This is a genomic window from Chitinophaga silvisoli (assembly GCF_003412465.1).
GTDB lineage: Bacteria > Bacteroidota > Bacteroidia > Chitinophagales > Chitinophagaceae > Chitinophaga > Chitinophaga silvisoli.
On record NZ_QTJV01000006.1, the window covers coordinates 481,318 to 506,069 of the forward strand.

Annotated in this window: 16 protein-coding genes; 6 read left to right on the forward strand and 10 right to left on the reverse strand. The window is 46.8% G+C overall.

The features are described 5' to 3' along the window. Positions 1-101: 101 nt before the first annotated feature. Positions 102-653 (forward strand): TetR/AcrR family transcriptional regulator, encoded by a 552-nt coding sequence (locus tag DXN04_RS17460; RefSeq protein ID WP_116854673.1) that lies wholly within the window; start codon positions 102-104, stop codon positions 651-653. After that, on the forward strand, positions 650-1,882 hold the full coding sequence (fabF, locus tag DXN04_RS17465) for a beta-ketoacyl-ACP synthase II (protein WP_116854674.1): 1,233 nt from the start codon (positions 650-652) through the stop codon (positions 1,880-1,882). Before DXN04_RS17460 ends, fabF begins: the two co-directional genes overlap by 4 nt. A gap of 7 nt (positions 1,883-1,889) precedes the next feature. Here fabF and DXN04_RS17470 read toward each other — a convergent pair whose 3' ends face one another. Beyond that, on the reverse strand, positions 1,890-2,129 hold the full coding sequence (locus DXN04_RS17470; protein ID WP_116854675.1) for a DUF3820 family protein: 240 nt from the start codon (positions 2,127-2,129) through the stop codon (positions 1,890-1,892). A gap of 416 nt (positions 2,130-2,545) precedes the next feature. Between DXN04_RS17470 and DXN04_RS17475 the strand changes: the two genes are divergently transcribed. Then, on the forward strand, positions 2,546-3,820 hold the full coding sequence (locus DXN04_RS17475; protein WP_233525617.1) for a sensor histidine kinase: 1,275 nt from the start codon (positions 2,546-2,548) through the stop codon (positions 3,818-3,820). 5 nt (positions 3,821-3,825) lie between these two features. Further along, entirely contained in the window at positions 3,826-4,236 is a 411-nt protein-coding gene (locus tag DXN04_RS17480) for a response regulator (protein WP_116854676.1), read from the forward strand. 61 nt (positions 4,237-4,297) lie between these two features. Here DXN04_RS17480 and DXN04_RS17485 read toward each other — a convergent pair whose 3' ends face one another. After that, positions 4,298-5,524, reverse strand: coding sequence for a hypothetical protein (locus DXN04_RS17485; RefSeq protein WP_116854677.1), 1,227 nt, complete (start codon positions 5,522-5,524; stop codon positions 4,298-4,300). Positions 5,525-5,619: 95 nt separating this feature from the next. Here DXN04_RS17485 and DXN04_RS17490 point away from each other — a divergent pair, with 95 nt between their 5' ends. Beyond that, a complete protein-coding gene (locus DXN04_RS17490; protein ID WP_116854678.1) occupies positions 5,620-9,069 on the forward strand; it encodes a T9SS type B sorting domain-containing protein in 3,450 nt (1,149 codons plus the stop codon). A 121-nt stretch (positions 9,070-9,190) separates the two neighbouring features. Here DXN04_RS17490 and DXN04_RS17495 read toward each other — a convergent pair whose 3' ends face one another. Genes DXN04_RS17495 through DXN04_RS17505 form a run of 3 tightly spaced genes read right to left on the reverse strand, consistent with a single transcriptional unit; the run spans position 9,191 to position 14,929 of the window. After that, positions 9,191-9,832 (reverse strand): DUF3823 domain-containing protein, encoded by a 642-nt coding sequence (locus tag DXN04_RS17495; RefSeq protein ID WP_116854679.1) that lies wholly within the window; start codon positions 9,830-9,832, stop codon positions 9,191-9,193. Positions 9,833-9,837: 5 nt separating this feature from the next. Further along, positions 9,838-11,712 carry a RagB/SusD family nutrient uptake outer membrane protein gene (locus DXN04_RS17500; protein ID WP_116854680.1) on the reverse strand — a complete coding sequence of 625 codons (1,875 nt, stop codon included), beginning with the start codon at positions 11,710-11,712 and terminating at the stop codon, positions 9,838-9,840. Positions 11,713-11,770: 58 nt separating this feature from the next. Next, the gene (locus DXN04_RS17505) at positions 11,771-14,929 is read right to left on the reverse strand and encodes a SusC/RagA family TonB-linked outer membrane protein (protein ID WP_116854681.1); all 3,159 of its coding nucleotides are present in this window, start codon (positions 14,927-14,929) and stop codon (positions 11,771-11,773) included. Between the two features lie 280 nt (positions 14,930-15,209). Here DXN04_RS17505 and DXN04_RS17510 point away from each other — a divergent pair, with 280 nt between their 5' ends. Beyond that, positions 15,210-15,560: a hypothetical protein gene (locus DXN04_RS17510; protein ID WP_116854682.1), complete on the forward strand. Its 351-nt coding sequence runs from the start codon at positions 15,210-15,212 to the stop codon at positions 15,558-15,560. Positions 15,561-15,577: 17 nt separating this feature from the next. Here the strand turns inward: DXN04_RS17510 and DXN04_RS17515 are convergent, their stop codons facing one another. The 5 genes from DXN04_RS17515 to DXN04_RS17535 all read right to left on the reverse strand — a co-directional run bounded on the left by DXN04_RS17515 (position 15,578) and on the right by DXN04_RS17535 (position 24,667). After that, entirely contained in the window at positions 15,578-17,146 is a 1,569-nt protein-coding gene (locus DXN04_RS17515; protein WP_116854683.1) for a SusD/RagB family nutrient-binding outer membrane lipoprotein, read from the reverse strand. A 28-nt stretch (positions 17,147-17,174) separates the two neighbouring features. Beyond that, positions 17,175-20,450 carry a SusC/RagA family TonB-linked outer membrane protein gene (locus DXN04_RS17520; RefSeq protein ID WP_116854684.1) on the reverse strand — a complete coding sequence of 1,092 codons (3,276 nt, stop codon included), beginning with the start codon at positions 20,448-20,450 and terminating at the stop codon, positions 17,175-17,177. Positions 20,451-21,106: 656 nt separating this feature from the next. After that, positions 21,107-21,376 carry a hypothetical protein gene (locus DXN04_RS34575; protein ID WP_147319968.1) on the reverse strand — a complete coding sequence of 90 codons (270 nt, stop codon included), beginning with the start codon at positions 21,374-21,376 and terminating at the stop codon, positions 21,107-21,109. 40 nt (positions 21,377-21,416) lie between these two features. Continuing rightward, positions 21,417-22,118: a dipeptidase PepE gene (pepE, locus tag DXN04_RS17530; protein WP_116854686.1), complete on the reverse strand. Its 702-nt coding sequence runs from the start codon at positions 22,116-22,118 to the stop codon at positions 21,417-21,419. Between the two features lie 185 nt (positions 22,119-22,303). After that, entirely contained in the window at positions 22,304-24,667 is a 2,364-nt protein-coding gene (locus DXN04_RS17535) for a TonB-dependent receptor (protein WP_199415071.1), read from the reverse strand. Between the last annotated feature and the right edge of the window lie 85 nt (positions 24,668-24,752).

Sequence of the window (24,752 nt, forward strand, 5' to 3'; positions counted from 1 at the left end):
GACCTATTGGATAAGATGCCGGGACGAAGCTATATAGGTATTTAGATAGCCTTTCACTGAACCCACTTGTTTACTTACTAGTAAGTAAGTATATTTGCAGTATGCAGGATACCAAAGACAAAATAGTCGGCCTGGCAGACCAGCTGATCAAAACCAAAGGCTTCAACTCCTTCAGTTACAAGGACATCTCCGATCCGCTGGCTATCAAGAATGCCGCCATTCACTATCACTTTCCCAACAAGGCCGACCTGGGCATGGCCGTCCTTGAGCAGGAATTCAACATTTTAAATACAGGAATTGCCAATTGGGAAGCCCTGCCGGAAGACCACCAGCTCCGCCACCTCATCGGTTCCTTTGCGAACAAGTGTAGCAGCCATATGGCCTGTATCATGGGCTCCCTTTCCCCCGATTACAATACCCTCCCTTCGAATATGCAGGAGCGCCTGCGGGAATTCAGTGCTGCTGTAATCAAATGGGTCACCCAGTGCCTTCATAATGGCCGTGAAAAGGGCATTTTTAGCTTCAAAGGAGCTCCGGAAGACAGGGCACTGATGATTGTGTCAAATTTGCTCGCCTCCCTCCTCCTGAGCCGCGTAATGGGCGAAAGTGCTTTCGAAAAAATCAGTAAACAACTATTAGACGATATTTTATGAAAAGAGTAGTCATCACCGGCTTAGGCGCAATCACGCCTATCGGTAACCAGGTCGAAGCCTTCTGGAAAAACCTGCTTGCAGGTAAAAGCGGAGCTGCGACGATCACAAAATTCGATGCAAGTAAATTCCGAACGCAGTTTGCCTGCGAGATCAAAGATTATAATCCATCGCAATACTTAGATAAAAATGACCTGAGAAAAACGGATCCCTTTACACAGTATGCACTCATCGCTGCCCAGCAGGCTGTAGACGATGCAGGGATTGATTTTGCCACCATGAACCCCTTCGATGCAGGGGTGATCTGGGGCTCTGGTCAGGGTGGGATGCAAACTTTTGAAGAGCAGGTAAAGGAATATACTTTAGGCAATTATCAGCCCCGCTTCAATCCCTTCTTTGTACCAAAACTGATTGCGAACATGGCATCCGGTATGATCTCCATCCGCTTCGGCCTGATGGGTATCAATTATACCACTGTATCTGCCTGTTCCACTTCCAACACTGCCATTATGGATGCACTGAATTACATCCGCTGGGGCAAGGCCAAAGTAATCATCACCGGTGGCTCCGAAGCCCCGATTACTGAAGCCTCCGTGGGGGGATTCTGTGCCATGAAAGCTATGTCGCAGCGCAATGATGACCCGGCTACTGCCAGCAGACCTTTTGATACAGGCAGGGATGGCTTCGTGATGGGCGAGGGTGCCGGTGCCCTGGTATTGGAAGAATATGAACACGCCGTGGCAAGAGGAGCGAAGATCTATGCGGAAGTAGCAGGTGCGGCTATGACGGCAGATGCGTACCACATGACCGCCACGCATCCTGAAGGACTGGGCGCTTACGAAGCAATGAAACGTGCATTGGAAGACGGTGGCCTGAACCCTTCGCAGGTAGATTACCTGAATGCACATGCTACCAGTACCCCGGTGGGTGACCTCAGTGAAATAGCGGCAATCACAAAACTCCTGGGCCCCTCCGTAGCCATCAGTGCCACCAAGTCGATGACAGGTCACTTATTAGGTGCAGCTGGTGCGATAGAAGCAATTGCATCCATCTTAAGCATCAAATACGGCATCATCCCTCCTACAATCAATACCCAGGAACTTGATCCCGCACTGCCATCCAATCTTAATCTTATTTTAGGGACTGCGGTAGAGAAAAAAGTAAACGTTGCCATGAGCAATACCTTTGGTTTTGGGGGGCACAACGGCATTGTGGTCTTTAAAGCTATATAAGCAAGCATCAGCCTTTGAGAGTACCGCCTCTCAAAGGCTTCAACAAGTCCATCAGGCCATTCAGCCTGATTTCGTACATCGTACTCAGCAACATACCCAGCTTTCCTTTCGGCCATCCCTCCCTGTTAAACCACTCCAGGTAAGATACCGGCAAATCGCAGAGTAACACGTCTTTATACTTCCCGAAAGGCATCTTCATGGTCACCAACTGCTTAAAAATCTCCGGATCTGGTCCTGCTATTTCCATATGACAATTTTTTACAAATATATTTTTTTAGAATTCTAAATCCATTATTACGGCACTACCGTATATACCTTCATTATTAAAAATTATCTATATCTGTCAGAGCAGGTATACTTGAATAAAGGGACTAGGACGAGCGATTGCTTATAGCAAGCCGACAATACATTAAGGGACAAATTAACGAATTCATTGCCAATTCATTATCTGGAAATAGTCGTGTGAAACTTACTTGCAGTGTCTATACCTATTTGCAACAGCTTAGTACAAAAAGGCACATTTCATTTTGCATTTTTGTGAACTTTTTGAATTAAACATCCCCCCAGAAGAGTGGTTATGAGAATAGCCGGTTGCGGATAACCATGTCTGTAACCGGTTTACCGTTTTTTCAGGCCACCATTACGTAAAAAAAATCAGGGGCAATGGAGCAAGAGATCAGGCAGAGCAGAGCAGAACTATACGACCTGTTGCTGCGATATATCAAGACAGAACAAGCGGAAAAGGATCATCTGAATGAAGATGGTTTGAGCATGGAATTATTATCGAAGAGCATACAGGTATTAGGGAACCGCTTACAGGATGTAGAAGAGAAACTCGCAGCTACCGAAAAATTATTAAAATCATCGCAGGATACATACGCCAGTCTGCTGGGAGAAATCCAGGATTATGCCATCATCACCCTGGATCTCCAGGGCAATATTGTGAACTGGAATAAAGGGGCAGAACACATCAAAGGCTATACTGCAAAGGAAGTTGTAGGCAAAAACTTCAGAATCTTTTACACCCCTGCCGCCCAGGCGGACAACACTCCTGAAAAAATACTGGCTGCTGCCGCCCGCAATGGTCGTGTTCAGCACGATGACTATCGCGTGCGCAAAGACGGCACCTTATTCTGGGGAAGTGTCACCATGACCGCTCTCCACAATAACGAAGGCGAACTGACCGGGTTTATCAAAATCACACGGGATCTCACCCAGCGAAAACTGATGGAAGACCAGACCTTCCAATACCTGAGTAAACTGGAAACCGAGAACCGGGAACTGGAGCAATTCACCTACATTGCATCTCACGACCTGCAGGAACCACTGCGGTCTATCAGTACGCTGGTAGAACTGGTAGCTACCGAATACGCCGGCAAACTGGATGAAAACGCTGACAACTATCTCCGCTTCATCCGCCAGTCGAGCAATCGTATGAGTGACCTGATCAAAGCCCTGCTGGACTACTCCCGTATCGGCAAGGTAAAGGTGAAAGAAGCTGTAGATTGCAACCAGATCATCCTGAATGTAGTTGACGATCTGCGTACGGCTATTCACGAGAGTAAGGCGCAGGTGATCATGGAAAACTTACCTATCGTACAGGCATACCCGATAGAACTGAAATTATTATTTCAAAACCTGCTGAGCAATGCGATTAAGTTCAGACAGAAGGACGTACCACCTGTGATCCGCATCAGCTGTGTCAAGAAGGGACATGAATATGAATTCACCTTTGCAGACAATGGCATCGGCATCGCACCGCGGTACCAGGAAAAAATATTTGAGATCTTCCAGCGCCTGCACAATCAGTTGCAATACGAAGGAACAGGCATTGGACTGGCTCACTGTAAAAAAATAGTTACCCTGCATGGAGGCCGCATCTGGCTTAATTCTATACCAGGCCAGGGCAGTCAGTTTTATTTCACCATCTCAGCATAAACCTCATGAATAAAAAATTACATTCTATCCTTTTAGTAGAAGACGATGAAGCCACCAATTTCATCAGTCAAATGGTGATTAAAAAAATGGATTGTGCAGACCATGTCCACGTAGCATGGAATGGTGCGGAAGCACTTGACTACCTGAAAGACTGCAAGAATATGCCGAACGGCCAGCCAGACCTCATCCTTCTGGACATCAATATGCCTGCACTGAATGGCTGGGAATTCCTGGAGGAATACCACAAACTCGGCGAAAAGGAAAAAGGACAGGTAGTCGTAGTGATGCTCACTACATCCATGAATCCCGATGATCATAAACGGGCCATCAGTCATCCTGATGTATCAGGGTTCAGGAATAAACCACTGACGACAGGATTGATGGAAGATATCCTGGATGCTTATTTTAAGAGATAGCATTCACAACCGGCTTCCTTTTCAACTTTAATTAATTACTGTAATTAATTACTTTGAACATTTACAGCCAGCCTTTTTCCTGCCAGGATGATATTACATCCGGCACGACTCCGCATTCCCCTAAGATGCGTTCAAATTCCTCCATGTCTGATTCCCAGTCTATCGCATAGGCTGCAAAATCATCACTTACAGGCAAACGTTTATAGAGTTTATTAGTCGTGAGCAACCAGGCCACTTTGCGCAGCATTCTCGCCGCTATCTCCCACTTCTCTTCCCGCTCTATGATTTGCATAAACTGCTTAAAAGGCCGCTCAAATTTCTCCATACGGATGTTCATGTAAGGATGGTCCATCTCCGTTGATAAAAAGATCAGATCAAAGATGTCTTCATCCTGGTGACGGCGGGAGATTTCTGCCGTAAATGCCTGTGAGCGTGGAGAAAGGGATGGAATGTATTCTGCTATTTCGTGGTAGTTGATTTCCAACAGGGAAAGTGGTGTTTCTATCTGGGCTTCGACAAGTGTATCTACAATCGCTTCTGCAAGCTTTTCGGCTACTTCTTCTTCCAGTGCCTGTATGTTTACCCCATCAACTGGTCTGACCCAGGTAAGGCGCTCCTTACCTGTTTCGCAGATTGCCCTGATCTCGTCCAGCCGGCCATCGGGCGTATAAGCATAATGCTGACTATAGTGAAATTCCCCATGACCGGGAGCCATACCCAGGCCATCGGCGGTGAGGATGCGGTCGTTATCCCAATGAAATTCTTCTACTGATATAAAGAGGGAATACTGATCACCCAACATATCTGCAATGATCTCGTCCACACTTTCTCCCTCAAAGTTATTCGCACTACCCCTGGTATTGAGGAGCAGCGACTGCCAGCCTACTTTTTTGCCATCTTTATAAAGAATTCGTTTGATACAGGAAGGGATCTGTGTATGTTCTGTCATACAATATTCAACATACTCAACAACGTGGTCACTGTAAGAATAATATCCTTCCCAGTTAATATTGTTCACAACGTGGCGGAATGCAGTATAAACGGGTCTTCCATCCTCTCCAAATCCATAAAAATGATAGTCATTGATCTCCCTGGCACGTGCTTCAGGGAATATCTTCCCCTCAGGCAGCATAAAAGCTTCGGTTCCATAGTCTTTCAGATCGTATCTGAATCCCGGCACATATTTCTCGGTCAGGATCTTCTCTTTAAATTCGGGCAGAAGGGATAGCTCATTAAATGCATGCTTCCATCTGGTTAGTAACTCTTGCTTCAGTATTTCAAGGTCCATCAGCCGGCATTTTGAATAAAAATAATATATATTAATTGACATAGCAAGGAGAATTTCTGTTTATCTTTATCGATTATAACCACGACAAAGAACCTATGCCTAAGAAAAACCTGCAAAGGTACCTGCTATCCTGTATCTGCCTGGTTTACGCCATATCTTTAAGAGCACAATATCCAGTACCACAGGTAGTTGGACAACCTTCCCTCACAGCCAGATGGCTCTCTGTCAATCCCCGTTCATGCGGAACGGATATGATGATGAACACCTGGCGGCAAAACACCGCATTTAGACAAAAAGAAAAGAAGACGAACCACGCTATCCTGATGAATACTAACAGGTTAGCTGCGGCAGATTATACCCTGCCAGTGGTTTTTCATATCATTAATGAGGATCCGGCCTCCATTACGGACCAAAATGTGATCGATGCCCTTGCAGCACTGAACGATGCCTATGGCAGGACCGGGGCATTTGCCGGGGCAAGAACGGATACCCGTATACAATTTTGTCTCGCAAAAACAGATCCCGATGGCGGAGCTACTACCGGGATTCTCCGTACCAAATCGTATCTCGCTGATTTTGATGCGGATATGGAAGGCGATGCACTCACCGCCCTGGGAAAATGGGATGGTGACCGCTATATCAATATATGGGTCGTATCCGGCATCAAATCCGAATTCCTGCAAACCTTTGAATGCGGTGCCTGGACCCGCCTGCACATGGCTGGCTATGCCAGCGCCGGGGGCGATGTAGTGGTATCTGGTTTAGGGGTAGACCTGGTAGCCCATGAAATGGGGCACTATTTAAGCCTTATTCACACCTTTGCGAACCAGGATTGTAAAAACGATGATTGTACCACGGATGGAGACATGGTGTGCGATACACCACCGGATAAATCGATCAACGGAGGATTCCCCTGCAGTAGTCCCGAGAATTCATGTAGTACTGATACCTTATCCGGTTTCAGCACTGATGTACCCGACCTGCCGGATAATTTTATGGACTACGGCGGCGGTACCGGTTGTACCATGTCTTTCACGGAAGGACAGGCACAACGTATGCGGGATTTTATCGGCAGTAGTCTGACAGGCATGATTGGCAGTACTCTCTGTACACCGCCTTGTGCTACTGCTGCCGTAGCAGGGTTCACCAAAGATGCCGATTACCCCCTGATAGGGAGTACTGTAAATTTCACCAATACCTCCACTGGTGCCAGTACTTATCAATGGCTGGTGGACAATGTGGTGGTGAGCACGGCGGCGTCATTTAGTTTGTCCGTAACAGAGAAGAAAAATTATGTAGTAACCCTGCGTGCATACGATGCATCCGGTTGTTTTAGCAGCATGCAGGATGTATTGCAGGTGAGTTGCGGTGTCACTGCACGCTTCTTTCCGGACAAACGTAAGATAGCTTCCAAAGCGGGCGTGCAACTGGACAGCGTGTTGTTTACAAACCGCTCTATCAATGCCACTGCTTATTCATGGAGACTAAAATCAGGTGCGGCAGAAACAGAAGTAGCCACAACTGCTGATTTAACCTATGTATTCCAGGCACCCGGGTCCTACCAGGTGAGATTGATTGCTACGGATGGTACCTGCACGGATACCACCAATTACGTGACGATTGTAGTAGACGATCCAACTGCAGATGGTCATGTGTACCTGAATACAGTAACGTGTTATAACCAGACACAATTACGCATCTCCCTCTACTTCTACAATTTCGGTTATCAGACGATTCCCAAAGGAACGACTGTAACGCTGTATAATGGCACACACGATTCTATCGGGGTATACCTGCTGCCTTATGACCTGAAAGGCAAATGTGCTTCTTACCTGGAAACCTTTACCCTGAATGCATACAGTGATACACTGATTGCTAAATTCGGTACCAACACCGCTACGATGACAAACTACCGGTTCAGAATTCAGCTCACACCTGCGGATATTGCCATGACACCTGCAGAGACGGTTGACCTTACTCCTGCCGCCCTTTCCGGTGGTACGATCAACAGTGTGACCTGGACACCGACCACATACCTGAATTGTGGTACCTGTACTACCACTACCTTTACGGCTCCTTACCGCCAGGATACATTGTTCCGGCAAAATGTGAAAGTGAGCAACGGGAACAATTGTTATGATACCGCTTTTACGACTATTCATATTGCACCAGTAGATGATTATACGGCCAATGTACTGAGCACTGAATGTGCCAGCAATGACAGTATGTACCTAAGCTTTGAAATCTGTAATGGCTATGCCGCAGGTAATATACCACAGGATTTAAACCTGAGTTTTTATGATGCAAATGGGTTGATGATCGGGAACAATTACACCATACCTGCCTTTAGTCCGACTGCCTGCGAAAGCTATCATGTCACTTTAAAAGGTGTGTCTCCCTTCAGCATCAAAGTGAATTCGGGTACATGGCCGGAGACGGATACCACCAACAATTCAGCTGCGGGTACCTATACCTTGCCTACAGGAAGTATGCTGCCTGCTGACACCACTGTATTACGGGGAGCTTCCTATACTTTGAGCACGATGGTTAACAACTTTACGGCTGTTACCTATGCATGGCGTACAGAAGCCGGGAATACCCTAAGTAGTGCCACAACTGCTACACCTACGGTTACTGCAAAAGACAGTGCAGGCATCTATGCCCTGATGACGAATGCCTATGGATGTAAGCTGGCAGTATCAGGAATCGTAAGACTCATTCCTCCGGATCTGACCATGACCATCTCCGAAGTAAAATGTTATGATAACACACATACACTTGTGAAGTTCGAAATCTGCACCGGCAATGGTTATGACAGTATTCCCAAAGACCTGACCGTATCCTTCTATGATGACAATGTATTGCTGAAACCATTGTTCTACAATGATACTGCTACAGCCGGTACCTGTCATTCCTTTCAGCAGGTAATACCTACTCCCGTGAGCGGTACTGTTTCGGCTGTGGTGAATGCCGGCAAACTGTTGAAAGAGACGGATTATGACAATAACAATGACGCTGCTTATACAGATCCGTTTACTGTAGCTTTTGAACCACATGTACTGGAAGTAGGCCGCTTTGAAAATGTGCAACTGACACCAATGCTGACAGGGGGTGAATTACCCACTTCATTTGCCTGGACACCTGCAGAGGGACTATCCTGCAATAACTGCCTCTACCCTACCGTTCATGCAGTTTCTTCCGTGATCTATACATTGTCCATCAGGAATGAGTATTTCTGCACGGATACCGCATCTGTATATGTTCATACTTCAGTGAAAGACCTGTTCGCAATGCCAAATGCATTCAGTCCGAATGGCGATGGTGTGAACGATATATTTTATATCATTAGTGCTAAAGATATTATCTCAATTGATGATTTCCTGATCTTTGACAGGTGGGGAAATAAAGTGTTTGAAAGGCATCGTGGTGTGCCGAATGATAAGTCCTTCGGATGGGATGGTGCAAATGCCAAACCGGGTGCATATGTCTACTATATTAAAGCGGGAAATGCACAGATAAAAGGAACGGTTTTATTGGTTAAATAATACCGTTGCCATCAGAGAAAACGTGGGTATTATCTTTGTAATTTCGAACGTCACGGATTAAAAAAATGAGGTTGCATCAAAAGGATTTCAGAAATTTTACTTTTGACGCAACCTCATTTTTTTATTTCACTTCTGTTACAGCAGAATACACCTGTTCTGCTACACCAGCCGTCTTCACCCCTACCCTGGCAAAATAGGCCTGGTCTGTGGGCAATGTCATTTGTATATTGACAACTCCTGAAAGATCCGGCGTGACAGATACATTGCTGATACTGTTCACCTGGTCTACAATATTCGTATTCCCAATATAGAGGTTCACAGCTTCCAGTGGCAGGTTGTTATTAACCTGCGTAATGGACACGGTGGCTGTGAGTTGTGTGCCACTCTTTACAAAGGAAGCACTGTTGATGATAAAATAAGGCTTCACCGGGATATCTACATTCGTAGACCCGCTTACTTTTACATCAATTGAATCTGCATTGTCCAACCATGGGCCATTACCCTGGCGCAATACTAATTTATAATCACCATCAAATAAGATGGCGGAAAAAGCCCCATCCTGTCCTACGTAAACAGGAATTTTGGAGAACAATGCATAGCCATGTTGCCAGAGTTCTACCTGAACACCATTGGAGCGAAGGCCCAATGCATTCTTATCATATATTACACGTCCGCTGAGTAGAGACTTAGGCTTTTCGAAGTTATCTTTTTTACATCCGGCTGATAAGATCAGCAGCAGGGATGCTATGATGAAGTATCTCATAATGCTTAGTGGAATGGATTTTTAATAATCTTTGGATTATTGTTCAGTACTGACTGATCGATGGCAGTGTAGTAATTTCCCAGCTGGAAGAAGCGGGGTGCGCGGAAACGTGGCGCTACCATTTTTACAAACACATATTTGCCATCGTGTGGACTGCCCGGACGAATCACCCTGTATGGGTACAGTGCATAGATCATGGCATCGGCACTGGAGCTGTTGCCATTCCATACCTTGTCTGCAATGCGCCATCGCTTCAGGTCCCAGAGGCGGTGATCTTCGAAAGCCAGTTCTACGCGGCGTTCATTGCGGATGCGCTCATTGGTCAGGATGGTCACACTGTTTGGAGGGAAACCGGCGCGTTCACGGAGTGTATTGATGTAGTTGAGTGCAGGGCCTGTCTGACCTAATTCGAAAGCAGCTTCGGTAGCATTCAGGTAGATTTCACCCAGGCGGAACCAGACCCACCATACATCGCTTTGAACACCTCTTGTACTGGTCTTATCATTTGGATCGATATATTTTTTCAAATAAAACCCGGTGTTGGATACTTCCTGGATGGAGCGGTGGGGACCAGAGGTACCTGTCAGCAGTTTGCCATCGGAGTAGGTAGTACCGAGGTCACTGCCTTCTACTACGTCGTATGCATTGCGTGTATCATTCCAGACCATTACCCCTGCCTGGATAGAGAGTTGCAGGCCTTTGAAGGTAGTACCGGGATAAATGATAGTGCCATATAAGCGGGCATCTTTGTTGGCAAAGATATCCTGCACATTGTCGTAATAGATGAAGTCACTATTATCTGCTGTACGGATCTTCAATGCGCCATTGCTACCGTCTAAGTATTCATAGCTCTCTACGAGATTCAGGGAGGGAGTGATAGATGATGAGCCAAGATTGTCCTCACGGATCCCGCGGGCGATGTTATCGTAGGAGAATACATGCTTGCGGGTAGGCAGCAGGTAGTCCTTTACAAAGATGGCTTCTTTGTTGGAAGCTTTCTTGGTGACTGCTTCGAAGAAGTTCTCGCCATTGTCAGGATTATTCCTGTACAGGGTATATGCACCGCTGTTGATGATCTCCTGGGAGGCAGCGAGGGATTGCTGATAGTAGTTGTTCGCCATGGAAGCAGGAATGCCTACTTCACCACCGGGTGTGCTGATAGGTGCAGCCATAAGACTGTTGTACTTAGCAATAGAGGCAGCATAGAGCATGGCACGGCTTTTCAGGGCCAGGGCGGTATACTTGTTGGCGCGGGATACGCTACCATCATTTCCCAGGTCATTTTTGACGGCATCCAATTCGCTGCCGATGAAGTCGTAGACTTCTGATTCTTTGGCACGAGGCTGCTGGAGGTTAGATACATTACCACTATAATCGTAGATGAGTTGCGTGGTAATGAGGGGCACCCCTCCCATTCTTTTGACCAGCTCAAAGTAATTGAAGGCCCGGAGGAACCGGAGTTCCGCAGTGTATTGTTTTTTCTGGTCATCTGTGAGGTTCACACCGTAGGCAGCGATGTTTTCAAGGGCGAGGTTCAGATCGCGGATGAAGGTGTAATTCCAGAGGTACCAGCTGTTGTAATTATAAGAGGTCATGTTGTTACGACCATCTTCGTTGGACTGACCACTCCACATGGCATCGTCAAAATTTGCCATATCACGCCACTGGAAGAGGCGGCCATCCGCATTGTCATTAACATCGACAAGACCGGATTCGGCAGGAAGGCGGTCGTAGAAGTTAGCGAGGAGGGCAACGATTTGTTTGGGATCGTTCCATACCTGCTGATCGGAAAGGATAGTGCGGGGCTCCCGGTCCAGCCAGTCTTTCATGCAACTGGTGCTGAAGAGGAGGAATATTAGGAATATGCTGAGTTTTTTCATGTTGTTTGATATTGAATGTGGCTTTCGTAATTAGCATGAACATGCATTTGTTTCAGGCTTAGAAAGACACGTTAAAACCGAAATTGTATAAACGTTGTTGCGGATATACTAAACCATTGGATGAACTGATTTCAGGATCAATTTCAAACTCCTTCACATTATCAAATGAGAAGAGGTTAGTGCCATTTACATACACGCGCAATGCAGAAAGGCCCATTTTCTTCACCAGTGTTTTAGAGAAGTTATAAGCCAGTTCCAGGTTTTTCAGGCGCAGGTAATGCACATTTGTAATCCAGAAATCGTTTACCTGGTAATTGACGTGTGTGGTATTATCCTTGCGGATAGCAGGATACTTGCCACCTATCCAGGCGCTGTTGTTATCGTATGGATCGGCCCTGTGCCAGCGATTGGCCAGCATGTAAGCGGGAGAAGAACCGTTGTTCTGGAATGGATAGCGCAGTTCCCAGTCACGCAGGAAAGACTGCATCGTAGCACCTGCCAGGTCCATCCTGAGGGTGAAGCCTTTGTACCCCACACTTGCATTCAGGCCAAAGCTCATATATGGCTGTGCGCCCTGTGCGTAGCCAATAGGACGCTGATCCATGCCGTTGATGATCTTATCACCGTTTACATCTTCGTACTTGAAATCTCCAGGTAGTTCGGTTCTGTTGCCCTGGCCATCATTGTCGATACCATAGTTCTTAATCTCTTCTTCCGAGTTGAAGCGACCGGTGACGTGATAGCCCCATGTTTCATTCGCCCACCTGTTTTCGATGGAGTTGCGGTATTCATCCCAACCGTTGCCAAAGCGGGGTTTGTAGGTATGCAAACTTCTCAGCCGGGCAAAGGTGGCATTGACACCAATACTGTAATTCACTTTGCCACGCTGCCCCATGTAAGTGACCATCCCTTCGATACCGCGGGTGGCATCGGAGTTCAGGTTGGCATTAGGGAGGGTGTAGCCTACTTCACTTGGTAAGAGTACATCGTAACGCGCCGCGGGCAGACCGGTACGGCGGCGCTCGAATACGTCGAACTGACCACTCATTTTATTATTCAACACAGTGAAATCGAAACCTGCATTCCAGGTTCTGTTCTTCACCCAGGAGAGTTCAGTAACAGGTAGACCGCGGGGGCGCAGACCGATCACATAACTGCTGTTCAGCACAGCGCCACCCTGGTTGAAGTTGTAACCGGCAAGGTAACCGAATGAGGTGGGTGCACTACCATCAGAGAAGCCGATTTCGCTACCGGTTTCACCATAAGATACTCTCAGCTTCAGGTCATTCAGCCAGTCTTTTTTCAGGAAAGATTCCTGGGTGATGCGCCAGCCGAGGGATACACCGGGGAAGAAGCCCCAGCGGTGGCCCTGGGCATAGATGTAGGAGCCATCATAGCGACCTAATACTTCCACGAGGTATTTGGATTTGTAGTCATAGTTGATACGGCCGATGTAACCTGCTCTTGCCTCCAGTGACCATTCGTCAGAGAGGTAGTCTTGTTCTACAAGGTACTGCGTAGGCACATAGTTGTTAGTCGGAATGGTATGCACTACATAGTAGGAGTTGTCGTAGTCGGAGAGCTCGTAGGCACCTACGGCAGAGATATTGTGGTTACCGAACTTGCGGTTGTAACTCAGCTGGAACTGGGCGTAGCGGGAGATCACATTGCGTTTGTGTCTTTCGCGCCAGGGGTTCTGGTTACCGAAGCCGGATTCTGTGTAATAACTATCGTTGGTAGCATCGTATTTATAGGCATCCCAGGTGTATTCGAAACCATCGAATTCCTCGTTCATGTAGTTGTAGGAATAGATTCCTTTTACACTGAGGCCGAAGTCGAAATCGTACTGGGCGTTCAGGTTCACGTTCATACCACGCCACCATTCGTCTACATACCCGGTCACATCATCTTTGTAGGTGGCAGGGTTCACGTTTACGTTGTGCGTCTGGTTGATGTACTTTGGGTTATCGTTCGCATAGGGGCTTTCGGTAGGCCACATGCTGAAGATACTCAGGAAGGGGTTGAAGAAGTCATCGAGACCGGGAACACCCACCTGGTGACGCTTTTCGAGTCGACCGCTGATCTGTGTACCTACTTTAAGGCCTTTGGCCAGGCTGCTTTCGAGGTTTGCCTGGAGATTGGTTCGCTCATAGTTGAAGTCTTTGATCACGGCATCCTGTTTCAGGCGGCTCACGGACATGTAGTAGCTATTGCGGGGACCACCACCAGAGGCATTGGCGCTCAGGTAATATTGCGGCACATTGGGCCGGAGTACTTCTTTGTAATAGTCATAGCTCTTATAGCCTTTTTCAGTACCGGCTTCCCATTTGGCCAGTTCATCTTTGGTGTAGAGCAATGAAGGATCGCGGCCCAGGTTCTGTTCAGATTCCACCAGTGCGCGCACATACTGACCTGCATTGGCAGGATGCGGGTAGCGGGTGAAATTCTGGAAGCCGTAGTAGGCACTCATGTTGATGTTGGGCTGGTCATTCTTACGGCCTTTCTTGGTAGTCACGAGTACAACCCCGTTGGAGGCGCGGAGCCCGTAAATGGATGCAGAAGCGTCTTTGAGGATGGAGATGTTTTCGATATCCTCAAGGCCCAGGTTGTTGAATACATCCTGTCCGGAGCCCTGGGTAAAACCGAAGGCGGTGGTAGCGGGACTACCGGTATAAGGCACTCCATCGATTACGAAAAGCGGGTTCCCGAGGTTACGGATCTGGATGGAGGTACCGTTGCCCGGACGGGAGTCCGCAGCTCTGGCCGTAATACCGGGCATTTTTCCCACCAAAGCGCTGGAGGTAGTCGTGGCAGGGGTACGCACGAGATCGTCCGATTTTATGGTGCTTACGGCCCCTGTCACGGATGCCTTGCGTTGTACTCCATACCCCACCACGACGATGTCCGTCAGATTGCTGGCCAGGGAGGTCATGGTAATTTGAATCCTGCCAGTACCTGTAAGGGGCACTTCGCGGCGCTGGTAGCCGATAATGCTGACGGTGACGATACTGCCGGGTGTGGCGGACAGGGAGAAGCTGCCATCGGGTTTGGTCACGACACCTTTGTTCCCTCCTTTCACGGCAATAGTAGCACCGGGAATCGGGTTGTTTGCAGAATCGGTGACAATGCCATTAAAGGTTTGCAAATCGTGCTGCTGTGGGTATGCCCGTGCGTACACGAGCAGCAGCAACGCTAAAAAAGCGTAAAGCAATTTCATAACGTCTTTTTTTTACGTTTAAGTGGAATGTGAGATTAAACAGGTTACATGCACGACAAGGGCCCTTGCATGCTACTGCAACCAGAGTATAGTTCGTATGGTGTGTACTTTAAATCATCGGTTTAACTACATACAGTGCTACTATCAGTCAGAATGTTTTTTTCTATAACGGGTAATTCTGGGGTGAATTTAAAATATAATTGTCATTAGAACAATTATAAATAGATTCCAGGGGAAAATAAAGATTAAATTATATTTATGCCTTAGAAATTACACCTATATGTCTCTATTTAATGCTGCGGCGGCGAAGAATTTCCTGCGCATTATAGCTATTACTCTTGTGCCGGTTTGTGTGGCCCTGCTGTATCATTTGCTTTTTAGTTTCAATACCTTAGATGATTTATATGGGGTGATGACTGTTGGTTTCCTGTTTGGAGTACCGATGGGACTGGGTGCCCTGGCCATCTTCCTCTCCAGGGGTCATTTCAAGCTGAGTACCCCCTTTAATTTTTATGCGGGGCTATGGGCAAAATGGATTATGCAGGACATCCAGGACACCATTCTGCAGGTTTTGAAAACGAGGTGCGAAAAAAATAGGGATGTACCAGAAGATACATCCCGTTTTGACTAAACACTTATCTCTACTTATCAATTAACATCCCAGAAAATCTTCGTATCCCTGGTATCCTTTGCGGATACTTTAGAATAGTTAGCACTGTTATACAGTTGTTCCGATGACGGATAAAGTAGGCGGTCGGGAGGTGTACTACCACTGGCAGAAGTAGAGGTAGCAAAGTGCAGCACCGGGTACCCGGTTCTCCTGTACTCTGCCCATGCCTGGCCTGCCTGCAGGATGAAGTAGTTCATCCATTTCTGCGTGTAGATTTTAGCCAGTTTCTCCGTAGTGGTTCCGCTGTAGGCGATAGCGCTCTGCAGCAGGAATGTACTGATGGTGGTAGCTGTCGGTGCGGTGAGTGTTGTATAGTCACCGGTCTTCAGCACCATCTTGTTATTGATACTATAATAGAATGCCGTAGACTGGGTAATACCATTTTCGTAGTCAGTCTGGGCGGTTCCGATACTCCATCTTTCATCTGCTTCTGCTTTCAGGAAACTTACTTCAGCAGCGGTCATCAGCACGGCCGGAATATTATAGTTATAAAAGAATGTAGCACTATCGTAGGTAGCATAGCCACCTGCATCGTATTGTGATGAGGTACCATTGGACGGGAATCCCTTGAAGCCATTTTTACCGGCATCCCAGAATACATCTGTGCGTGGGTCACCATTGGCCACCATCATGGTATCCAGCAGGTATGCAGGTGCATAGGGATAACCCGTGAATACATCGTTAAGATCACTTCTCAATGTGGTGCTGTTCATCCAGACTACAGCATTGTAATCATTGGAGGAAATCATCGGATAGGTACCCGCATCATTCAGCATTGTTGTTACCTCTGATTTTGCAGTGGACTCATCGTAGTTGCTGATACGCATGAGCAGGCGTAAGCGCAGTGAGTTGGCATAGCGCTGCCATTTGCTCAGGTCACCGCCAAACATGAGATCTCCGGTGCTCAGTGCAGTGGCCTGTGTAGTGGCCACCGTAGCTGTATCAAAATAAGTATTCAGCGATTTCAGGTTCGTGATCATGGTATCGTACAGGCTCGCTGCATCATCGAATTTAGCGTAGCTGAGAGAGCGGGTGGTGTTCAGTGAATTTGATTCTGAGAAAGGAATGTCACCCCAGAGGTCAATCATCTGTGATGCCTGGTCATAGACTATTACTTCGGCGATCTTCAGGAACACCACTTGTTCTTCCTGCTGGGAGGCAGTGAGTGCATTGTAGGTGGTCTGCATCTCACGGTAGTTGCTCATGATACCAGGACCATCGTAGTTGTAGTCAGTACCGGTCACCCCGTCATAGAAATCCACCCAGCGGTTCTCGGTATAAGAGGTAGAGGGAATATACATTTGTGCGCCGGGAGACAGGGCCACTGTCTGGGAGAAGGCTCCTGTATAAGCCATCACGAATGTATAGTAATCCCAGTAAGAAGGATGGATCCTTTTGTTCAGGTACATGCCCGAGAGCAATTTACTCATAGAGCCGGTAGTAGTGAGCTCAGGATTCAGGTAGTTTTCATCCAGTTGTTTCTTACAGGAGCTGAAGGTACCTGTAAGTAAAGCAAGGAATGCTATATTTAAGAATAGACGTTTCATGTTGTGATCTGATTTTTAGCAATGAATATTAGAAGCGTGCACGCAGACTTGCACCAAGGCTCCGGGTAGGACCTGCAGTACCATTGTCAATACCCTGGCTGGACCAGGAAGAACCTACTGCTACTTCAGGATCTAATCCATAAGGCAGAGATTTGTAGAGGTAGAACAGGTTGCGGCCTATCAGTGATAATTGCAGCTGTTGTACATGCAGGCGATTGGTGATCTTCTTAGGCATGCTGTAAGAGAAGGATACTTCACGCACTTTGATATAACTGTTGCTGAATACTGCAGCGGAGTAATCACCATCAGTACGCCAGTTGAAATTATTCTCATAATATGCAGCAGCAGAGATCACCTTGGTATTGGTAGCGCCACTTTCAGTTACCCCTTTCAGGATCACACCATCATGACGATCGCCATTTGCATTGGCGGTATAGTCAGCCGCTGCATCATCGTTGGATACATAGGAAATACCACCGTGTGCAGCATCCCTGTATTTGAGCGTGCTCTTAAACATACCCGCACCGATCTGGTAGTAGGTGGGGATAGAGACCAGTTTACCTCCAAAGCGGTAATCGAGTGTGAAGTCCAGCGCAAATGCTTTGTAAGTGATGGTATTTGAGAAACCACCTACTATTTTAGGCAGAATATTACCTACGTATTTATAGTTATTTGCATCTACGGTGTAGTAACCATCTGAGTTTACGATCTTGTTACCATTGGCATCGGTTGTCTGCGGATGTACATAGATATTACCCAATGCATCGCCTACTTCTGAGCGCAGGATCAGGTAACCACCTCCTTCTGTATTGTCGGTAAGACTGGTGAGACCATTCAGTGCAACCAGTTTATTTCTGTTGATGGCGAAGTTAAAACGGGTATTCCAGCGGAAGTCTTTTTGCTGCACAGGAGTGGCAGTAATCGCTGCTTCCCAGCCATAGTTGGAAAGGCTACCGGCATTCATCAGTTCTGAAGTGGCACCACTGGAAGGAGGCGTGCTGGCAGTGAGGATTTGTTTATTCACCTTGTTGTTATAGTAGCTGAAGTCCACTCCTACCCTGCCATCGAGGAACCTCGCCTCCAGGCCGATTTCAGATTCACGTTTCTGTTCGGATACGATGCTGTTGTTACCAAAAGAGGAAGCATTCGGCTGTTGGTACAGGATGTTTGCATTATCGTACACTACCGCGTTCTGGTTGTATGCCACGTTTGCAGCGTAGATAGGCGGATGGTTACCTGTCAGACCATAGGAAGCCCTCAGTTTACCGTAGTTCATCCAGGAAGGCATTTTAAAAACATCGGAGAATACGAAACCTGCATTAACAGATGGATAGAAATAAGTGTTCACTCCATCTGGTAAGGTAGAGGTACCTTCGTAACGGCCAGTGGCTTCTAAGTAGAGGAAGCTCTTATAGCTCAGGTTCAGCATACCGAAGGCTGCCACGTCCAGTTGTGTGGCGCGGGCAGATTGAGCGGTCACAGTACCTGCGGAATTTTGCAGACTGAACCAGTTTTCATCTACAAGCCCATTATTGGTGGATGTCTTCTGGTAGAGGTAAGTTTGTTTTCTGCCGGAAGCGCCGCCTGTGACAGAGAGATCAAAGTCTTTGCTCACTTTAGGATTGTAGGTGAGGAGTACATCGCCGTAGGTGACGTTGTTGTTGCGCTGTTCGGTCGCGTATACACCTGTGTAACCAATTGTAGCCGGCTCGGTGTTGTGTTCCTTGTCCGATGCACTCCAGCCGGTGTAGTCACTACCTACACGGCCACGGAACTTCAGGTTGTCGAGCAGGCTTACATTCAGTGTGATGCTGTTGATGAAGCGGTTTTGTGTTTCATCATAACTGTCCCGCAGGTTGGTATACAGGTAGTCCAGCAGGTTGGTGGCACGCATTGGATAGATCAGCTTCTCGTCCTGGTCATAGCTGTAGTTGTTGTACAATACGTATTTATAACCATTGGAGGTTTTGTATTTATCGTAGTAGGTACTCATATCATCCATGCGGCTGAAGAAACCACCATAAGAACCAAAGATGTTGCTCATGGCGTAGGCGCGGTTGTGGGTGAAGTTGTTATTGTAAGTAGACACGAGATCTACAGATACTTTCTTACTCAGTTTAAGCGTACCGTTGAAGTTGAAGTTGTTCTTATTCAGTTTGCTTCCTGGCATAATGCTCTTATAGTCCGTGCGGGTATAAGACATGCGGTAACTACCATTCTCATTGGCATTGGAGAGGGCCATATTGAGGTTGGAGTTGTAACCCTGCTGGTAGAAATCCCTGTAGTTGTTTTTATTCGCTTTGTAGGTACGGGTAGAGCCATCCCAATATTTGACGGTACTGTTGTCGAACTTAGGACCGAACTGCGCATAGGAGCGGTAGTAAGGGTGCCTGGAACCATCATCTTCTGTTTTCCAGCCCTGGTAGTCAGCGATGCCGTTGGCAACGTTGGTTTGGGCATCATAGCCGGGCCCATATTCGTTTTGATAATCGGGGCTGTTAGCCAGGTTCTCCAGGTTGAAGTTGTAGTTGATATCAATGCCAAGACCTCTGCCTTTGCTACCTTTCTTGGTGGTGATCACTACGACACCGTTGGTGGCTTCAGAACCATAGAGGGCAGATGCGCTGGCACCTTTGAGGATGGTGAGGCTTTCGATATCTTCAGGGTTGATATCGAGTGCACCGTTGCCATCGATACGGCTATTGGTAGTACCCCATGACTGGGCGGTGAGTGTATTAAAGTTACGGATAGGGATCCCATCTACTACATACAGCGGCTGGGTGCTCATACCGATAGAAGACACACCTCTTACCTGCACGGATACAGCGCTCGATGCGCCACCGGGAGCAGATACGATCTTTACACCGGCAGCTTTACCATAAAGTGCGGATGCGAAGTTGGTCGCACCGGTTTGTGTAATCTCTTTAGCGCTGACGGTGCTGACAGCATAGCCGAGTGCACGGGTTTCTCTTTTGATACCCATGGCAGTTACGACTACTTCATTCAGGCCTTTCTGATCAGGTGCGAGTTGGACAGAGCTGGCAGCAGACGCGGCGACTTCCTGTTTTAAATAACCAATGTAAGAGAAGATAAGCGTTGCGCCGGGAGCGACTTTCAAAGAGAACTTACCGCCTTCGCCGGTACCGGTACCATTACTGGTGCCTTTTTCCTGCACACTTACACCCACGAGTGGGTTCCCTTTTTCATCCAGTACTGACCCTGAAACTGTTTTCTTTTCCTGTGCAATGGCTCCGAAAGCGCATAGCAGGAACAGGACCGTACATACAATAAACGACCTTTGCATTGATTTGCGAATTTTTGTTGATAATATAGAGTGTGTTAAAGCAAAACTTCCCCCTGCTGTGTTATGAACACAGCCTGATAATTTTAATTTTTTAAATAAGGGAATTCCCTTTACTGCGTGTGCACTTCGCAGTTAGTATTAATTTATGACAATCGTTTCCCCTTTACGGCACTGGTAAGTGCAGTTTAAACTGTTTTTGAAAATAGTAATCCCCTTACCACAGGTGTGACATGCGGTTGAGTGTTGTTTTTAGAAAATAGCTTCCTGTTACTGCACGTGATTCATGCAGTGATTGAGATTTTGGAAATTATTCCATCAGTGTAGGTAATACACAGCTAAGTTTTTCCTGTTAGAATTTCAAGTAATAGCTCTTCTTTTTTTTAGATCATTGTTCCAAATCGACAAGTTTTCCTGCAACAATTACAGTTAGGATAAAAATGGAAATAAAACTCTACAGGTGAAGGTTAGATGGAGAAGGAGCTCTCTATAGGAGAGTAAAATGATGTGTTAAACTTAGGTAAAGTTTTTAGAATTAACAAAACATATTATTAAACAAGTGAAAAGATGCATAATGTGTGATAAAAAAATATTGAAAAGGGCTTGTATCAAAAGTAATTTCAACAGGAAATTTACTTTTAATACAAGCCCTTTCACCACTAAATAATCTTTTCTAAAACAATCACTAAAAGTATAGCGGCTGCAATGAGGAGTGGTCTGAAGAATAATGGCTTTCGCTTTTTAACAGCAAATGCTGATGCTGTATATAATGCAATGAATGCAGACAGCAATATGCAACCCGTGGAGACTTCTTCGGTAATGAGTAAGGATAATGCCACAGGTATAAAAAGCAGGCTGAGTGTAACAGGGATATCTTTGTACCGCTGTGCCTTGATCTGCCTGCGAAGGGAACGTATGTTAAGTATCATATTTAATATTTAGGAGCTGGCGGCGAATTAGAAGTCGAGCTTAGATTTTAATGTCACTGCCTGCAGCTAATTCATAAGGTGTTTTGCCTTGTTCAAATATTTTGGCAGGCATACTGCCTTCGAGGCGGATCTCATTTCCTTTGATACGGATCCAGCTGCCTTCGCGCAGACCGATTACCGGAATAGATTGTTGGGTATGAAATTCAAGAATACGGGTTTCCCTGGTTTCGCCCATATGTGGTACACCGGGAATTGGTTCCTGGTAGTGAGGATTCAGGTTGTAGGGCATTAAACCCATAGTCTGGAAACTAGGCGGATATACAATCGGCATATCGTTGGTAGTCTGCATATTGACACCTCCGATATTGCTACCGGCGCTGGCACCGATGTAAGGGGTGCCTTTGGAGACAACTTCACTAAGCAGGTCCATCAATTTGAGTTCATGTAGTTGTTTTACCAGTACAAAGGTATTGCCGCCGCCGGTAAAGAAGCCTTTAGCTTCCCGGATGGCCTGTACGGGATCGGCGAAGGTATGGAGACCTTTTACAGTGATGCCGGTGCCGGCAAGACCTGCTGCAGCACGGGCAGTATATTCATCGTGCGAGATGCCACCGGGCCGTGCGTAAGGAATGAAGACGATTTCCTCGATGCCGGCAAAAAGTTCCTGCATGACCGGAAGGAGGTACTGGAGGTATTTTTCACCATAGAGTGTAGAAGTACTGGCAAGTACAACGTTTTTCATGAATATTGGTTTAGTATGATGGGGCAAAGGTATATATAAGTTCTATGATGAAAAAGGCAATCGGGGGATGGGGAGCAGTTGAGGATAAAAAAGCGGGTTAACGGAGTTTTAATATTTATACCATAAAAAAGCGGTTGTATGAAAGGTAATTTTGGGATTTCACTTTTCATACAACCGCTTTCTATTTAAAATTTCAATGCAAAACTACCCAACACCCTGGTCGGAGGCTGCGGTGTCAGTCTTACAGACCATGCTTTCTGGCTCGTGAGGTTATCGACCTTCACCCCGATCCGGTATTTAGCTCTTTCATAGAACACAGATGCATCCAGCATTACATACGAAGGAATAGTGATCTTCGTAGTCACAGTGTTCGTCTGGTAAGACAGATCACCTCCATTACCCCCAAATCCAAATCCTAGTCCGCTTAGTTTTCCGCCGGAGAAATGATAACTCGCCCAGAAGTTCCACATATTCGGAGGACCGGACAATGCAGGTCTTAAGCCCAGTGTAGCGCTATCCGATTTCGTATATTTACTATCGTTATAAGCATATCCTGCTACGATGTTCAGCCCTTTCACAGGGTTCACAGTGATTTCTGCTTCCAGGCCTTTGCTGCGCTGTGTGCCATTCTGCTTGCTGTAGCCGTCATGCTCCAGGTCAGTAATTACTACATTCTTCACCCGGATGTCGTAGTAGCTTATTGTACCTACCAGTTTGTGCTGCCATACATCTGCTTTCACACCGCCTTCCAGCTGGTTACCTTCTTCAGGTTTGAAAGCGTTGCCGGCGTAGTCAGTACCTGTTTCATGGAAGAAACCATTCATATAGCTCCCAAAAATGGATACCTTATCTTTCAGTACTTCGTATACCAGGCCGAGCTTAGGTGACAGGGCTGTCTGGTGATAATTGGTGCCTGCCGCGGTAGTATCGTAAATGATGCTGTGGGTACCCTGCGCACGGTAGTAGTCAACACGGAGGCTCAGCATAGCCATCAGGTTCTTTGTGATATTGAATACGTCAGAAGCATAGGCTGCATAACTATTGTCACCATTGTTCTCGTTACGGATGGCAGTACCGGTCGCTCTTGCCACCAGGGAATCTACGGTAGACTTACCCAGGCGGTAGCTGGCACCGGGATGCTGGAAATTGATGGTAGGACCGGTGACGGTGGTCCTGTCAAATGAGTTGCTGTTATTATAGTAATCCAATCCTACTACCATACGGTTGCGGAACTTACCGATGTTGAAATCGCCGATAAAGTTCTGCTGGATATCGGTTGCGATGAAGGTGGTATAACCGCTGATGATGCTGGCACGCAGCGTAGAATCGGTACGGCCGTTCAGTGCATTGATATAACCATTGATGGAGGAACGGGCCCGGGACACCACCGTTTGGGAGGTCCAGTGTTCGGAGATCTTATAGTTGATCTGGGCAAAGATGTTCATCATCTGGGTCTGGTAAGCCAGTTGATTGCCCAGGAAAAGCCTTTTGTAAGGGAATTTCATATCAGCAATGGAGAGGGTTTTTCCACCGCCGGTGTAGGGGTTGAAACGAACCACAGAAGTTCCCTTTTCCTGCCCAAATTCGACATCTAACAAGAGGGAGAGCCGGTCCGTGATCTGGTAGGAGAAACTCGGCGCAAGGCTCAGATTATTCGTAAAGCCCATGTCCTGGAAACTCTTCTGGAAGGTAGTGGCACCATTCAGGCGGAAGAGCATTGTTTTCTCCTTATTTACGGGCGTATTGACATCTACGGTAAGACGGTTGTAGTTCCAGCTCCCGCCGGTAAAAGAGACTTCGCCGCCGAAACCATTGAAAGGTTTCTTGGTCACACGGTTGTACAGGCCACCGTAGCTGCTGGAGATATTGGTACCAAACAGGGTAGCGGAAGGGCCTTTGATGGCTTCTACCCTTTCCAGGTTCACCGGGTCGAGGGTAGCGAAAGCGGCACCGGCTACTCCGTTGCGGGCGTTGGGTTCTGTCTCGAAACCGCGCTGGCGGAAGGTTACACGACCCTGGTTAGCGATCATAGGGATGCCTGCACCAGGTACATTTTTCGAAATGCTACCCAGGTCTACCGCCATCTGTTCCTCAATCAGTTCTTTGGGCACCACGTTGTAGACCTGTGGATTTTCAAGGTTTTTCAGGGGGAGACGGCTTACGTAATAGCTTTCTTTCTTAGAAAACTTATTGGTATTACCGATGATGCGTACTTCCTGTAAAGCCTGGATATTCTCTTTTGGTAATTGATAATCCAGTATGGCCGGGCGGCCGGGAGTAACATCAACATTGAAATCCTTTTGTGCAGCACCGAGGAGCTGGATCCTTAAAGTATAGGTACCGGGCGCGATTTCTTCAATGCGGTAATGACCGTCATTGTCAGTGAGGGTACCCTTCTTTAATTCGACGATAGAAACGGATGCTAGTTCAATAGGCTGGCCATCGAAAGCTGTGATGCGGCCGGTGATAGTACCGCCAGTTTGTGCAAATAGTACAATTGGAAGGCAAAAAAGTATAAGTAGTAGTGGTGCCTTGAACATTCCTGACATTGAGTAAAATTTTAGCAAAGCTACAGTCAGGAATTGTGGAGTATTTACGCAATCCGGAAAAGTTTTAAAAAAATGTTAAAACAAG

Coding starts and splice junctions, on each gene's coding strand:
- DXN04_RS17460 (WP_116854673.1), top strand. CDS start 102: ATGCAGGATACCAAAGACAAAATAGTCGGCCTGGCAGACCAGCTGATC.
- fabF (WP_116854674.1), top strand. CDS start 650: ATGAAAAGAGTAGTCATCACCGGCTTAGGCGCAATCACGCCTATCGGT.
- DXN04_RS17470 (WP_116854675.1), bottom strand. CDS start 2,129: ATGGAAATAGCAGGACCAGATCCGGAGATTTTTAAGCAGTTGGTGACC.
- DXN04_RS17475 (WP_233525617.1), top strand. CDS start 2,546: ATGGAGCAAGAGATCAGGCAGAGCAGAGCAGAACTATACGACCTGTTG.
- DXN04_RS17480 (WP_116854676.1), top strand. CDS start 3,826: ATGAATAAAAAATTACATTCTATCCTTTTAGTAGAAGACGATGAAGCC.
- DXN04_RS17485 (WP_116854677.1), bottom strand. CDS start 5,524: ATGGACCTTGAAATACTGAAGCAAGAGTTACTAACCAGATGGAAGCAT.
- DXN04_RS17490 (WP_116854678.1), top strand. CDS start 5,620: ATGCCTAAGAAAAACCTGCAAAGGTACCTGCTATCCTGTATCTGCCTG.
- DXN04_RS17495 (WP_116854679.1), bottom strand. CDS start 9,832: ATGAGATACTTCATCATAGCATCCCTGCTGCTGATCTTATCAGCCGGA.
- DXN04_RS17500 (WP_116854680.1), bottom strand. CDS start 11,712: ATGAAAAAACTCAGCATATTCCTAATATTCCTCCTCTTCAGCACCAGT.
- DXN04_RS17505 (WP_116854681.1), bottom strand. CDS start 14,929: ATGAAATTGCTTTACGCTTTTTTAGCGTTGCTGCTGCTCGTGTACGCA.
- DXN04_RS17510 (WP_116854682.1), top strand. CDS start 15,210: ATGTCTCTATTTAATGCTGCGGCGGCGAAGAATTTCCTGCGCATTATA.
- DXN04_RS17515 (WP_116854683.1), bottom strand. CDS start 17,146: ATGAAACGTCTATTCTTAAATATAGCATTCCTTGCTTTACTTACAGGT.
- DXN04_RS17520 (WP_116854684.1), bottom strand. CDS start 20,450: ATGCAAAGGTCGTTTATTGTATGTACGGTCCTGTTCCTGCTATGCGCT.
- DXN04_RS34575 (WP_147319968.1), bottom strand. CDS start 21,376: ATGATACTTAACATACGTTCCCTTCGCAGGCAGATCAAGGCACAGCGG.
- pepE (WP_116854686.1), bottom strand. CDS start 22,118: ATGAAAAACGTTGTACTTGCCAGTACTTCTACACTCTATGGTGAAAAA.
- DXN04_RS17535 (WP_199415071.1), bottom strand. CDS start 24,667: ATGTCAGGAATGTTCAAGGCACCACTACTACTTATACTTTTTTGCCTT.